The 13,717-nt window shown below is 67.8% G+C and carries 10 protein-coding genes; 4 read left to right on the forward strand and 6 right to left on the reverse strand.

The window, feature by feature from the left end; translation table 11 throughout:
• Positions 1-4,734, reverse strand: a 4,734-nt coding sequence (uvrA, locus tag ACCC97_RS24760; RefSeq protein WP_413335592.1) for an excinuclease ABC subunit UvrA, incomplete at its 3' end; no start/stop codon positions are given.
• Positions 4,735-4,912: 178 nt separating this feature from the next.
• Between uvrA and ACCC97_RS24765 the strand changes: the two genes are divergently transcribed.
• Positions 4,913-6,028 (forward strand): ABC transporter substrate-binding protein, encoded by a 1,116-nt coding sequence (locus tag ACCC97_RS24765; protein ID WP_413335594.1) that lies wholly within the window; start codon positions 4,913-4,915, stop codon positions 6,026-6,028.
• Positions 6,029-6,046: 18 nt separating this feature from the next.
• Here ACCC97_RS24765 and ACCC97_RS24770 read toward each other — a convergent pair whose 3' ends face one another.
• The 5 genes from ACCC97_RS24770 to ACCC97_RS24790 form a co-directional block, all read right to left on the reverse strand.
• The gene (locus tag ACCC97_RS24770) at positions 6,047-6,193 is read right to left on the reverse strand and encodes a hypothetical protein (RefSeq protein ID WP_007827873.1); all 147 of its coding nucleotides are present in this window, start codon (positions 6,191-6,193) and stop codon (positions 6,047-6,049) included.
• 121 nt (positions 6,194-6,314) lie between these two features.
• Entirely contained in the window at positions 6,315-8,009 is a 1,695-nt protein-coding gene (locus ACCC97_RS24775; protein ID WP_007827871.1) for an MFS transporter, read from the reverse strand.
• Positions 8,010-8,179: 170 nt separating this feature from the next.
• Entirely contained in the window at positions 8,180-8,824 is a 645-nt protein-coding gene (locus ACCC97_RS24780) for a 2-hydroxychromene-2-carboxylate isomerase (RefSeq protein ID WP_007827868.1), read from the reverse strand.
• Complete coding sequence (locus ACCC97_RS24785) at positions 8,821-9,078, reverse strand: DUF1289 domain-containing protein (protein WP_007827867.1); 258 nt, start codon at positions 9,076-9,078, stop codon at positions 8,821-8,823. Before ACCC97_RS24785 ends, ACCC97_RS24780 begins: the two co-directional genes overlap by 4 nt.
• Complete coding sequence (locus ACCC97_RS24790; protein ID WP_007827866.1) at positions 9,075-9,563, reverse strand: YbaK/EbsC family protein; 489 nt, start codon at positions 9,561-9,563, stop codon at positions 9,075-9,077. The genes ACCC97_RS24785 and ACCC97_RS24790 overlap by 4 nt, the downstream gene beginning before the upstream one ends.
• Before the next feature lie 394 nt (positions 9,564-9,957).
• Here ACCC97_RS24790 and nirB point away from each other — a divergent pair, with 394 nt between their 5' ends.
• From nirB to ACCC97_RS24805, 3 genes are read left to right on the forward strand one after another with little or no spacing between them, the layout of a single operon-like run.
• Entirely contained in the window at positions 9,958-12,489 is a 2,532-nt protein-coding gene (gene nirB, locus ACCC97_RS24795) for a nitrite reductase large subunit NirB (RefSeq protein WP_413335597.1), read from the forward strand.
• A gap of 20 nt (positions 12,490-12,509) precedes the next feature.
• Positions 12,510-12,851 carry a nitrite reductase small subunit NirD gene (nirD, locus tag ACCC97_RS24800; protein WP_007827864.1) on the forward strand — a complete coding sequence of 114 codons (342 nt, stop codon included), beginning with the start codon at positions 12,510-12,512 and terminating at the stop codon, positions 12,849-12,851.
• Positions 12,852-12,902: 51 nt separating this feature from the next.
• The gene (locus ACCC97_RS24805) at positions 12,903-13,715 is read left to right on the forward strand and encodes a formate/nitrite transporter family protein (protein ID WP_007827863.1); all 813 of its coding nucleotides are present in this window, start codon (positions 12,903-12,905) and stop codon (positions 13,713-13,715) included.
• The last annotated feature ends 2 nt before the right edge of the window (positions 13,716-13,717 follow it).

Below are 13,717 nucleotides of genomic sequence, written 5' to 3' on the forward strand. Positions count from 1 at the left end.
TGCACGGCCAGAGGCCTTGTTGGAGGCCGTCGTGCCCCCTCCCCGGCCCTCCCCCGGAAGGGGAGGGAGAGGAACAAGCCGCCGTGCGTGCAAGGGATGCTTGATCGCATCGCGCAGGTAGCGCCCGGTCTGCGATTCGCCGGCCTTCTGGATGTCGGCCACCGAGCCCTCGGCCACGAGCCGGCCGCCGCGCTTGCCCGCGCTCGGGCCGATGTCGATGATGTGGTCGGCGCGGCGGATGGTGTCCTCGTCGTGCTCCACCACCACCAGCGTGTTGCCCTTGTCGCCGAGTTTGTGCAGCGCGTCGAGCAGGATCTGGTTGTCGCGCGCGTGCAGGCCGATGGTCGGCTCGTCCAGCACGTAGCACACGCCCTGCAGGTTGCTGCCCAGCTGCGCCGCCAGGCGGATGCGCTGCGCCTCGCCGCCCGAGAGCGTGGGCGCGCCGCGGTCGAGCGTGAGATAGCCCAGGCCCACCTCTTCCAGAAACTCCAGACGGCTCCTGATCTCGGGCACGAGGTCGCGCGCGATCTCGGCTTCGCGGCCCGCGAGCGCCAGCCCTTCGAACCACTGCCGCACCTCGGTCACGCTCATGCGCGCGAGCTCGGTGATGCCGATGCCGCTCAGGCCATCCGCCGGCGATGCGCCGAAGCTCACGGCGCGCGCCGTGGCGTTCAGACGCGTGCCCTCACATGTCGGACAGGCGGTGTCGGCCAGGTCTTCCACCTCGGGCTCGGCGAAGGTCTGCTCGCGGCCCTTGTTGTCGTCATCGCGGATGGAATCGTCGAAGACCTTGCGCTGGTCCTTGCTGAGCTTCACGCCCGTGCCCACGCAGTCGGGGCACCAGCCATGCTTGCTGTTGTAGCTGAACAGGCGCGGGTCGAGCTCGGCGTAGCTGGTGCTGCACACGGGGCAAGCGCGCAGCGTGGAGAACACGTTCACACGGCCGATGCCCGAGGCCGACACGCCGGCCATCATCGCGGCCTTGAGCCCGTCGAGCTCGCTCAGCACATGCACCACGCCCTTGCCGTGTTCGAGCGCCTTGGCAAGCGCCTCGCGCAGCTCGGTTTCCTTCGCGGGCAGCACGTCGAGGCTGGCCACCGGCAGCTCGATGCTGTGCTCCTTGAAGCGGTCGATGCGCGGGAAGCCGGTGGTCGGCAGGAAGTCGCCGTCCACGCGCAGGTGCGTGAAGCCGCGCGGGCGCGCCCAGTCGGCCAGCTCGGTGTACACGCCCTTGCGGTTGCTCACCAGCGGCGCGAGCAGGCCGATGTGCTGGCCCTTGAAATTGCGCATCAGCTGCGCGGCGATGCTGTCGGGCGTCTGCGGCTGCACGGCGGCGCCGTCGTGGATGCAGTGCTGGATGCCCAGCTTCACGTACAGCAGGCGCAGGAAGTGCCAAACCTCGGTGGTGGTGCCCACCGTGCTCTTGCGGCCGCCGCGCGACAGGCGCTGCTCGATGGCCACGGTCGGCGGAATGCCGTACACCGCGTCCACCTCGGGCCGGCCGGCCGGCTGCACGATGCTGCGCGCATAGGCGTTGAGCGATTCGAGATACCGTCGCTGCCCTTCGTTGAACAGGATGTCGAAGGCCAGCGTCGACTTGCCCGAGCCGCTCACGCCCGTCACCACGCTGAACTTGCCGCGCGGAATGTTCACGCTGAGGTTCTTGAGGTTGTGCTCGCGCGCATTGACGATCTCGATCGCATGGCCGCCGGGCGCCGTCTTCGCATTGGCAATGTAGCGCCGCGCGGCGCGCTCGGCCACCTTGTAGGCCTCGGGGCCGATCGCCAGGTCGTAGTCGGCCAGCGCCGCGCCGGTGAGCGAGGCGCGGTTCTCGCGCAACTGCTCGGGCGTGCCCTCGGCCACCACCATGCCGCCGCCCTCGCCGCCTTCGGGGCCGAGGTCGATGCACCAGTCGCTGGCGCGGATCACGTCGAGGTTGTGCTCGATCACGATCAGCGAATGGCCGGCGTCGAGCAGCTTGCGCAGCGCGCGCATCAGGCGCGCGATGTCGTCGAAGTGCAGGCCGGTGGTCGGCTCGTCGAACAGGAACAGCGTGCCCCGGCGCGCGATCGATTGCTTGCTGGCGGTCGCACTCTTCGCCGCTTCGGCGAGGAAGCCCGCGAGCTTCAGGCGCTGGGCCTCGCCGCCGGAGAGCGTGGGCACCGGCTGGCCGAGCTTGACGTAGTCGAGCCCCACGTCGGAGATCGGCTGCAGCACGCGCAGCACGTCGCGGTCGGCCTCGAACACCGCCGCCGCCTCGGCCACGGTGAGGTCGAGCACGTCGGCCACGTTGTAGCTCCTGCCCTTTCGCTCCACGCGCACTTCGAGAATTTCGGGCCGGTAGCGCTTGCCGTCGCAGTCGGGGCAGCGCAGGTAGACGTCGGACAGAAACTGCATCTCGACGTGCTCGAAGCCCGAGCCGCCGCAGGTCGGGCAGCGCCCGTCGCCGGAGTTGAAGCTGAACTTGCTCGCGGTGTAGCCGCGCTGGCGCGAGAGCGCTGCGGTGGCGAAGATCTCGCGGATCGCGTCCCATGCGCCTACGTAGCTCGCGGGGTTGGAGCGCGCGGTCTTGCCGATCGGCGACTGGTCGACGAAGACCACGTCGCCGAGGTGATCGGCGTCGAGCATGCGGTCGTGCGCGCCGGGCGTTTCCGTGGCCTTGCCGAAGTGACGCATCAGCGCAGGCGCCAGCACGTCCTGGATCAGCGTCGACTTGCCCGAGCCGCTGACGCCGGTGACGCACACCAGCCGCGCGAGCGGGAACTCGACCGTGACGTTCTTCAGGTTGTGCTCGCGCACGCCTTCGAGGATGAGCCGGTGCGTGTTCTCGCTCACGAGCCGCTTGAAGCCCATGCCGATCTTCTTGCGCCCGCCCAGGTACTGGCCGGTGAGCGTGTCGGCGTCGCGCAGCTGGTCGGTGGTGCCGTCGAACACGATCTGCCCGCCGCGCGCGCCGGGGCCCGGGCCCATGTCGATCACGCGGTCGGCGGCGAGCATCACGGCCGGGTCGTGCTCGACCACCACCAGCGTGTTGCCCGCGTCGCGCAGGCGCAGCATGGCCTCGGTGATGCGATTCATGTCGCGCGGGTGCAGGCCGATGCTGGGCTCGTCGAGCACGAACAGCGTGTTGACCAGCGAGGTGCCGAGCGCCGTCGTGAGGTTGATGCGCTGCACTTCGCCGCCGCTCAGCGTGCGGCTCTGGCGGTCGAGCGTGAGGTAGCCGATGCCGACGTCGTGCAGGTAGCGCAGGCGCGTGGTGATTTCTTCGAACAGCAGCTTCAGCGCCTGCGTTTCGCCTTCGCTCACCGTGTGGCCGTTGCCGTGGTGCTCGACGCGGTCGAAGAGCCTGCGCAGCCGCTCGATAGGCAGCAGCATCAGGTCGTGCAGGCACAGGCCCGGCAGGGCTTCGAGCTGCGCGCGCGTCCACTTGGCGCCCGTGGGCATGAAGCGCTTTTCGGGCGGCAGCACGGCGTCGGCGTCTTCCTTGCTGCCGATGCGCCACAGCAGGCTGTCGAGCTTCAGGCGCGCGCCGCTGCAGGTGGGGCACGGCGTGTAGCTGCGGTATTTGGACAAGAGCACGCGGATGTGCATCTTGTAGGCCTTGCTCTCCAGGTAGCCGAAGAAGCGCCGCACGCCGTACCACTGCTTGTTCCAGTTGCCTTCCTTGTAGTTGGGCGTGCCTTCGATCACCCAGTGCTTCTGCTCGTCGGTGAGCTTGTTCCAGGGGGTGTCGCGCGGGATGCCGGCGGTTTCGGCATGGCGCATGAGGTCGTCCTGCGCTTCCTTCCAGGCGGGCGTCTGGATGGTCTTGATGGCGCCGGCTCGCAGCGTGAGCTTGTCGTTCGGGATCACCAGGCCCAGGTCGACGCCGATCACGCGGCCGAAGCCGCGGCAGGTCTCGCAGGCGCCCACGGCCGAGTTGAACGAAAACATCGACGGGATCGGGTCGGCGTAGCGGATGTCGCTCTCGGGGCAGTGCAGGCCGGTGGAGAACTTCCACACGTCCGTCGGCGCGTTTTCCTCGGCGCCGGTCGCATGCACGGTGACGCGCCCGCTGCCGCGCTTGAGCGCCACCTCGATCGCCTCGACCACGCGCGCCCGCTCGGCGCCCGATGCACGGAAGCGGTCGGCCACCACGTCGAGCACCTTGCGCGGACCGGTGGGCGTGGCCACCTCGCGCTCGGCCTGCACGCGCGTGAAGCCGCTGGCCGACAGCCACTGCGTCACTTCCTCGGCCGTGGTGCTCGCTGGCAGCTCGACCGGAAAGGTGACCACGAGGCGCGGATCGCCCGCAGCCGCCGCGCGCTCGACGATCTGCGCGTAGATGCTGTCGGGCGAGTCGTGGCGCACCGGCAGCGCGGTCTCGCGGTCGAACAGGTCGGCCGCGCGCGCGAACAGCAGCTTCAGGTGGTCGTTCAGCTCGGTCATGGTGCCGACCGTGGAGCGCGAGGAGCGCACCGGGTTGGTCTGGTCGATGGCGATGGCGGGCGGCACGCCCTCCACCTTGTCGACGGCCGGCTTGTCCATGCGGTCCAGGAACTGGCGCGCGTAGGCGGAGAAGGTCTCCACGTAGCGCCGCTGGCCTTCGGCATAGAGGGTGTCGAAAACGAGGCTCGACTTGCCCGAGCCGCTGGGCCCGGTGACCACGGTCATCTCGCCTGTGCGGATGTCGAGGTCGAGGTTCTGGAGGTTGTGCTGGCGCGCGCCGCGAATCCGGATGGAGCCCTGTGTCATGAGTGCCTTGGGGGGTGGGGCAAACATTCTAGGGAGTGGCCCATGACGGGTTCGTGCAGTACTTCACAAGGTCGGTGGCTTCGCAGGGGTTTGTCCGGATGGAGTTGAAGACACTTTTAGAAACAAATAGCACATTTGTTTTCGATTGCTTCCGAGCTTGTCGAGAGGAGAAATTTCCATGAAGAAGATGACGCGCACGCTGTGTGCCGCCGCGCTGCTGGCACTGTCGGCGGCCGGCGCTCCGGCGCAGATCCTGATCGGACAGACCGCCGGCATGACCGGCTCGGTGGCCGCGGGCGTGAACGAGACCATCGGCGGCGCCCAGCTGGTGATCGATGCGGCCAATGCCCAGGGTGGCATCCACGGCGAGAAGATCGAGATGATCCGCATGGACGACGCTTTCGACGTCAAGCGCGCCAGCGAGAACGCCCGCGTGCTGATCGAGGACAAGAAGGTGCTGGCGCTCTTCATGAGCCGCGGCACGCCGCACTCGCAGGCCATCATCCCGTGGCTCGACAAGTACGACGTGGCGCTCATCGGCCCCTCGACGGGCGCGATGGTGCTGCACAAGCCGCTGCAGAAGCACGTGTTCAACGTGCGCGCCACCTACCAGCGCGAGGCCGAGAAGGCGGTGCAGCACCTGCTGACCATCGGCCTCACGCGCATCGCGGTGGTGCATGTGACCGACTCGTTCGGCGCGGACGCGCTCGAGGGCGCGATGACCGGCTTCACCAAGGGCAAGGCCAAGCCGGTCGTGACCATTCCGGCCGACCGCGAGAAGCCCGACTACAAGACCATCGTGCCGGCCATCAAGGATGCCGATGCACAGGCCGTGGTGTGGATCGGCTCGGGCGTCGCCGTGGTGGACGGCATCAAGGCGCTGCGCGCCGCGGGCTCCGCGGCGCAGGTGGTCACCCTGTCGAACAACGCTTCGTCGGGCTTCATCAAGCAGCTGGGCGACGCGAGCCGCGGCGTGATCGTGACGCAGGTGTTCCCGAACGAGCGCTCGCTCGGCCAGCCGATGGTGAAGGAAGCCCTGGCCCTCGCGCAGGCCAAGGGCCAGGCCGAACTGTCGCCGGCCACGCTCGAAGGCTTCGCCTCGGCCAAGGTGCTGGTGGAGGCGCTGCGCCGCGCGGGCCCCAAGCCCACACGCGCAAAGATCGTGGCGGCGCTCGACAGCCTGCGGGGCTACGACCTGGGCGGCGGGCTCGAGGTGAGCTACTCGCCGCAGGACCACAGCGGCATCGATTTCGCGGACCTGTCGATCATCAGCGACGGCAAGTTCAAGCGCTGACCGCCGCGCGGCGCCTTCCTACTTCGGCGCGGCGGCGGGCGCCGTTTCGTGCGCTGCGTCGGCGCCATGCTTCTCGCCCGACATGTCGACCTTGTCGCCGGCCTTGGAAATCACGAACAGAGCGATGGCGGCAAAGACGATGAAGCCGACGGCGAGTTTCCACATGGGTGCTGTCTCCTGACGAGGTTGATTCAAAGGGCTCAAGAAAAAGGCTTCATGCGGTTGGCATGAAGCCTCTTTGTTGAACGGAGGGCGGATATGGCGCCCTCCTCTGCGCGAGCAGCGATCAGTCGTTGGCGTAGATGTCCACGTTCTTCGTTTCGCGGATGAAGAGCGTGCCCACCACCAGCGTGACGCCGGCGATGATGATCGGATACCAGAGGCCGTTGTACATGTTGCCGGTGGAGGCCACGATGGCGAAGGCGGTGGTCGGCAGCAGGCCGCCGAACCAGCCGTTGCCGATGTGGTACGGCAGGCTCATCGAGGTGTAGCGGATGCGCGTGGGGAAGAGTTCCACCAGCATCGCGGCGATCGGGCCGTAGACCATGGTCACCAGCAGCACCAGCCAGAACAGCAGCAGCACCGTCAGTACCTTGTTCATCTTCGCGGGGTCGGCCTTGGCCGGGTAGCCCGCGACCTTCAGGTCTTCGGCCACGCTCTTCTTGAAGGCGGCGATTTCCTTGGCGGAGCCCTCGTCGAACTTGGAGTTCACGACGTTGCCGACGGGCGCCTCGACCGACTTGTCGCCGATCTTCACGACGGCCTTCGAGCCCGGCGCGCCGGCCACGTTTTCATAGCTCACCGAGTTCTGCACCAGGTAGCGCTTGGCGATGTCGCACGAGCTCCTGAAGTCGATCTCGCGGGCCACCGGGTTGCCCTGGAACGAGCAGGTCGCAGGGTCGGCCGTCACCGTGACGCCGGCCGTGGCCTGTGCACGGGCCAGGTCGGGGTTGGCGGCTTCGGTCAGCATCTTGAAGACCGGGAAGTAGGTGACCACGGCCAGCAGGCAGCCGGCCATGATGATCGGCTTGCGGCCGATCTTGTCGGACAGCGTTCCGAAGACCACGAAGAACGGCGTGCCGATCAGCAGCGCGGCGGCGATCATCAGGTTGGCCGTGGTCGCATCCACCTTGAGCTGTGCCGTCAGGAAGAACAGCGCATAGAACTGGCCCGAATACCAGACCACGGCCTGGCCTGCCGTGAGGCCGACCAGCGCCAGGATCACGATCTTGAGGTTCTTCCACTGGCCGAAGGATTCGGACAGCGGCGCCTTCGAGGTCTTGCCCTCGGCCTTCATCTTCTGGAAGGCCGGCGACTCGGACAGCGAGAGCCGGATCCACACCGACACGCCGAGCAGCAGGATCGACACCAGGAACGGAATGCGCCAGCCCCAGTCGTTGAACACCGCTTCGCCCATGCCTTCGCGAACGCCCAGGATCACCAGCAGGCTCAGGAACAGGCCGAGCGTGGCGGTGGTCTGGATCCACGAGGTGTAGGCGCCGCGCTTGCCGTGCGGCGAGTGCTCGGCCACGTAGGTGGCGGCGCCGCCGTACTCGCCGCCGAGCGCGAGGCCCTGCAGCATGCGCAGCGCGATCAGGATCACCGGCGCAGCGACGCCGATGGTCGCGTAGCTGGGCAGCAGGCCGACGATGAAGGTCGACAGGCCCATGATCAGGATCGTCACCAGGAAGGTGTACTTGCGCCCGATCATGTCGCCCAGGCGGCCGAACACGATGGCACCGAACGGACGCACCAGGAAGCCCGCGGCGAACGCCAGCAGCGCGAAGATGAAGGCGGCGCCCGCATCGAGGCCGCTGAAGAACTGCTTCGCGATGATCGCGGCGAGCGAACCGTAGAGATAGAAGTCGTACCACTCGAACACGGTGCCGAGCGAGGAGGCGAAGATGACCTTCTTCTCCTCCGAGGACATGGGCCGGGGGGCCGGATGCGGCACTCCCCGTGAATCTAGTGTGGCTGCCATTGCGTCGTCTCCTGTGTGTGTGCGTTCATGCGGCGCCCGACTGTTTCGGGACCGTGAGGCATTCTTGGAGGCGCGACTGACCCGAGCCTTGCGCGAAACTGAACCGGTGCTTACGGTTTAAGGTGAAACCCGCGGGGCGCGTTTCAGGTTGTAAGAAATCCGGGGGTCACTCAGTTTTTGCTGCTGCGCAGCAGGGACGGGCGCTGGTCCGCCGAGGTCCATTGCGGGCCGTCGAACCACGCGTCGCCCGACAGGTAGGCGCGCAGCATCTGCAGGCCGTCGAAGCCCCAGAACAGGCGGCCGTCGACCACATAGGCGGGCGTGCCGAACACGCCGAGCTGCAGGGCCTCGTCGGTGTTGCGCTTGAGGAGGGCCTTGCTCTCGTCGCTGTTCGCGTCGCGCTTCGGCGCCAGCTGCGCGGTGAGCGCGGCGAGGCGCGCGGCGTCGCCCGCGTCTTCGCCGCCGCGCCACACATGGCGGAAGATGGTCTCGGCCACGAAGCGGCTGATGCTGCCGTCGTCACTCGTCGACACTGCCAGCCGCAGGTGAGGCAGCGGGTTGTAAGGGTGCGAGGCGGGCATCTCGATCCGGATGCCGTTCGTGTGGCCCAGCCAGAGCACGTGGCGGTAGGTCCAGCTGCGCTTCGACGGAATCTCCGCCGGCCCGAGCTGGCCGTGCTGCTTGAGCAGCGCCCCCAGCAGCACGGGCTTGTAGGCCACGCTGCAGCTCAGGCCTTCGAGCGCCTCCGGCAGGTGCTCGAACGCGAGGTGCGCGTAGGGCGAGATGAAGTCGAGATAGAAGTCGATGTGCTTCATGCGGCGTTGTCTCCTGAAGCGCGCCAGATGCCGGCCCGCGCCCGCAACTCTATCGCGCGCCACACGTGGCGTCGCGTTTCGTCCTCCATCCGGCTCCAGCCAGCGATCTCCGGGATGGTGCGCAAACACCCTTCGCAGAAGCCGCTCAGGCGGTCCATGCGGCACACGGAAGAGCACGGCGAGGGCACGTCGTCGGCCATGGCCTGCACGGCCACGGCGCGCTCGGCCAAGGTCTCGGCCTCGTCGAAGTTCACACCACGTCCGCCACCGGCGCGCCGGTGAGCTTCTCGAGGTCGTGCGGGCGCAGCTGGAACACCGCATGCGGATGGCCCGCGGCCGCCCAGATCTCCTCGAAGCGGAACAGCTCGCGGTCGATCAGCACCACGGGCTTGGTCACGTGCCCGACCGGCGACACGCCGCCGATGGTGAAGCCGGTGCGCGCCTTCACGAAGTCGGCGTCGGCGCGGCCGGTCTTGCCGACCAGCGCATCGACCTTCTTCTCGTCGACGCGCCTGTCGCCCGAGGTAATGACCAGCACCGCCGCCTCATCGCTCTTGCGGCGGAAGATGATGCTCTTGGCGATCTGGCCGACCGAGATGCCGAGCGCGTCGGCCGCCTGCTGCGCGGTGCGGCAGGCGTCGTCGAGCATGCGCGGGGCATGCGGATGGCCGGCGTCCTGGAGCACGCGCGAGACGCGCTGGACACCGTCGGGAAGGGAATGGAGTTCGGAGCCGCACATGGCAGGTTCAGCAGGTTCTGGGTTCATCGAGGCCCCAGAGCATACGGAAAAGCCTGCGCCGCCGCCCGGGGTGCACCAATGCGAAGAGCGTCGCGGCGCCACGGCGCACGACGCCCGTGCGTCCGGTGCCGGGCCCGGGGCGGTTTCGGTGCGCAACCGGCCGGTCAGGGCGGCCGCGGCACCCGCACGATCGGGCATGGATATTGCTTATCCCTCGGTTCACAGTGCCTCCGCTAACGACGGCGGGGTTCAAGCGAGCCGGCGGCCGACAAGCCGCGAGCTCGTCTGCTCCAACCCAATTTCGCATCCGTTCCGTCGCGGGGCTCTGCTGCCGCTGTCTGCCACGACAGCGCGGCGCTGCACCTCCAAGGGCCGGCTGCGTGCAGGACCCCCAATGAAGATCGCAGTCATCGGCCACGGCATGGTCGGCCACAAGTTCCTCGAGCAACTCCACGAGCTCGGCGTCGCGAACGCGCAAGTCACCGTGCTGTGCGAGGAGCCCCGCCCGGCGTACGACCGGGTTCACCTGTCCGAGTTCTTCGCCGGCAAGACGGCGGAAGACCTGTCGCTCGTCGAGCCGGGCTTCTTCGAGCGCAGCGGCTTCACGCTGCGCCTGGCCGCGCGGGCGGCAGCCATCGAGCGGCGCAACAACACCGTCACCACGGCCGACGGCGAAGTGGTGCACTACGACAAGCTGGTGCTTGCGACGGGCTCCTTCCCCTTCGTGCCCGCCGTGCCCGGCCGCGACCGCCCGAATTGCTTCGTCTACCGCACCATCGAGGACCTCGAGGCCATGAAGGCCTGCGGCGCCCGCTCGAAGAGCGGCGTGGTCGTCGGCGGCGGCCTGCTGGGCCTGGAATGCGCCAAGGCGCTGCGCGACATGGGCCTCGAAACCCACGTCGTGGAGTTCGCACCGCGCCTGATGGCCGTGCAGGTCGACGAAGGCGGCGGCCGCGCCCTGCGCAACAGCATCGAGGCAATGGGCCTGCACGTGCACACCGGCCGTAACACGGTGGAGATCACCGACGGCGCGACCGCCCGCCACCGCATGGTGTTCGCCGACGGCACGCACCTGGAAACCGACATGATCGTGTTCTCCGCCGGCATCCGTCCGCGCGACGAACTGGCGCGCCAGAGCGTGCTGGCCGTCGGCCCGCGCGGCGGCGTGGCGGTCGACAGCCACTGCCGCACCAGCGACCGCAACATCTACGCGATCGGCGAATGCGCGTCGTGGAACGAGCAGACCTTCGGCCTCGTCGCACCGGGCTACGACATGGCCCGCGTGGCCGCCAGGCACATCGCCGGCCAGGACGACGCCGCCTTCACCGGTGCCGACATGAGCACCAAGCTCAAGCTGATGGGCGTGGACGTTGCAAGCATCGGCGACGCGCACGGCAAGACGCCGAAGTCGCGCGCCTACCAGTACGTCGACGAGCGCAAGCAGATCTACAAGAAGATCGTCGTCAGCGAGGACGGCAAGCAGCTGCTGGGCGCGGTGCTGGTCGGCGATGCCGCCGAGTACGGCACGCTGCTGCAGATGGCGCTCAACGGCATCGCGCTGCCCGCCGACCCTGAATTCCTGATCCTGCCGTCGAGCGACGGCAAGGCCAAGCCGGGCCTGGGCGTCGATGCGCTGCCCGACACCGCGCAGATCTGCTCGTGCAACAGCGTCACCAAGGGCCGGATCTGCGAGGCCGTGGGCGAGGGCGTGTGCACCGTCGCCGAGCTGAAGGCCTGCACCAAGGCCGGCGCCACCTGCGGCGGCTGCGTGCCGCTGGTCACGCAGGTGATGAAGATGGAGATGTCCAAGCGCGGCATGGCGGTCAACAACCACCTGTGCGAGCACTTCCCCTACTCGCGCCAGGAGCTGTACCACCTGATCCGCGTGGGCGAGATCCGCAGCTTCGCCGACCTGCTGGCAAAGCACGGCAAGGGCCTGGGCTGCGACATCTGCAAGCCGACGGCCGCGAGCATCTTCGCTTCGTGCTGGAACGAGTTCGTGCTGAAGAAGGACCTGGCCAGCCTGCAGGACAGCAACGACTACTTCCTCGGCAACATCCAGAAGGATGGCACCTACTCGGTGGTGCCGCGCATGCCGGGCGGCGAGGTCACGCCCGACGGGCTGATCGCGGTGGGCCAGGTGGCGAAGAAGTACGGCCTGTACACCAAGATCACAGGCGGTGCGCGCGTGGACATGTTCGGTGCGCGCGTCGAGCAGCTGCCCGCCATCTGGGAAGAATTGATCGCGGCCGGCTTCGAATCGGGCCATGCCTACGGCAAGTCGCTGCGCACGGTGAAGAGCTGCGTCGGCTCCACCTGGTGCCGCTACGGCGTAGACGACAGCGTCGGCCTGGCCGTGGAACTGGAGAACCGCTACAAGGGCCTGCGCGCGCCGCACAAGATCAAGTTCGGCGTGTCGGGCTGCACCCGCGAATGCGCGGAAGCGCAGGGCAAGGACGTCGGCATCATCGCGACCGACAAGGGCTGGAACCTCTACGTGTGCGGCAACGGCGGCATGAAGCCGCGCCATGCCGAACTGCTCGCGAGCGACCTCACCAAGGCCGAGCTGATCCGGCTGATCGACCGCTTCCTGATGTTCTACGTGCGCACGGCCGACCGCCTGCAGCGCACCAGCACGTGGCGCGAGAACCTCGAGGGCGGCCTCGACTACCTCAAGGATGTGCTGCTGCAGGACACGCTGGGCCTCGGCGACGAGCTGGAAACACAGATGCAGCGCGTGGTCGACACCTACCAGTGCGAATGGAAGACCGCGGTGAACGACCCCGTCACGCGCCAGCGCTTCCGCTCCTTCGTCAACAGCGAGAAGCCGGACGAGCACATCGTTTTCGTGCAGGAGCGCGGCCAGATCCGCCCCGCCCGCGTGGAAGAGCGCGGCGAAGCCGCCTCCGACGTCTCGATGGCCTGAAGAACACCCAAGGAAATCCCATGACCCAAGACAAGCTCCAGTGGACCCCGGTGTGCGCAGCCACCGACATCCTGCCCGACACCGGCGTGTGCGCGCTGGTCGACGGCGTGCATGTCGCGATCTTCAGCGTCGGCCATGAGCAGGCGCTGTTCGCCATCGACAACATCGACCCGAAAGCGGGGGCCAGCGTGCTGTCGCGCGGGCTGGTCGGCAGCCTGGGCGAGCGCATCGTCGTGGCTTCGCCGCTCTACAAGAACCACTTCGACCTGCGCAGCGGCGAATGCCTGGAAGCGCCCGAGCACTCGGTGCGCGCGCATGCCGTGCGCGTGCAGGAAGGCCGCGTGCTCGTCGCGCTGGCTTGAGGCCCCAGTCTCCCTTTTCAGTTTCGTCTCCATCGCTTCCAAGGAACCAGAATGGCCTATCTAGCCCCCGCCGAATTCGTCACCAAGATGGTGGACGCCGGTGAATCCAAGCTGCTGATGTCCACGCGCGACACGCTCATCCGCTCGTACATGGCGGGCGCGATCCTCGCGCTGGCGGCGGCCTTTGCCGTGAGCATCACCGTGAACACCGGCAATGCGCTCGTTGGCGCGATGCTGTTCCCGGTGGGCTTCATCATGCTGTACCTGCTGGGCTTCGACCTGCTGACCGGCGTGTTCACGCTGGCACCGCTGGCCGTGCTCGACAAGCGCCCCGGCGCCACCTGGGGCGGCGTCATGCGCAACTGGGGACTGGTGTTCACCGGCAACTTCGCGGGCGCGCTGACGGTCGCGGTGTTCATGGCCGTCATCTTCACCTTCGGCTTCAGCGAGGCGCCCAACGCCATCGGCGAGAAGCTCGGCCACATCGGCGAAGGCCGCACCATCGGCTACTCCGCGCATGGCGCCGCCGGCATGCTCACGTTGTTCATCCGCGCCGTGATGTGCAACTGGATGGTTTCGACGGGCGTGGTGGCGGCCATGATGTCGACCACCGTGTCGGGCAAGGCGATCGGCATGTGGATGCCGGTCATGGTCTTCTTCTACATGGGCTTCGAACACTCTATCGTCAACATGTTCCTGTTCCCCACCGGCCTGATGCTGGGCGGCAAGTTCACGATCATGGACTACCTGATCTGGAACGAGCTGCCCACGGTGCTGGGCAACCTCGTCGGCGGCCTGACCTTCGTCGGGCTGACGCTCTACTCCACGCACTACAAGACGGCGCCCAAGCGCGCCGCCAGCTGAGC

Origin of the sequence: Variovorax sp. Varisp85, from assembly GCF_047304045.1 — a bacterium.
Classification (GTDB): Bacteria; Pseudomonadota; Gammaproteobacteria; order Burkholderiales; family Burkholderiaceae_C; genus Variovorax.

Coding starts and splice junctions, on each gene's coding strand:
- nirD (WP_007827864.1), top strand. CDS start 12,510: ATGACCCAAGACAAGCTCCAGTGGACCCCGGTGTGCGCAGCCACCGAC.
- ACCC97_RS24775 (WP_007827871.1), bottom strand. CDS start 8,009: ATGGCAGCCACACTAGATTCACGGGGAGTGCCGCATCCGGCCCCCCGG.
- ACCC97_RS24805 (WP_007827863.1), top strand. CDS start 12,903: ATGGCCTATCTAGCCCCCGCCGAATTCGTCACCAAGATGGTGGACGCC.
- ACCC97_RS24790 (WP_007827866.1), bottom strand. CDS start 9,563: ATGTGCGGCTCCGAACTCCATTCCCTTCCCGACGGTGTCCAGCGCGTC.
- ACCC97_RS24765 (WP_413335594.1), top strand. CDS start 4,913: ATGAAGAAGATGACGCGCACGCTGTGTGCCGCCGCGCTGCTGGCACTG.
- ACCC97_RS24780 (WP_007827868.1), bottom strand. CDS start 8,824: ATGAAGCACATCGACTTCTATCTCGACTTCATCTCGCCCTACGCGCAC.
- nirB (WP_413335597.1), top strand. CDS start 9,958: ATGAAGATCGCAGTCATCGGCCACGGCATGGTCGGCCACAAGTTCCTC.
- ACCC97_RS24770 (WP_007827873.1), bottom strand. CDS start 6,193: ATGTGGAAACTCGCCGTCGGCTTCATCGTCTTTGCCGCCATCGCTCTG.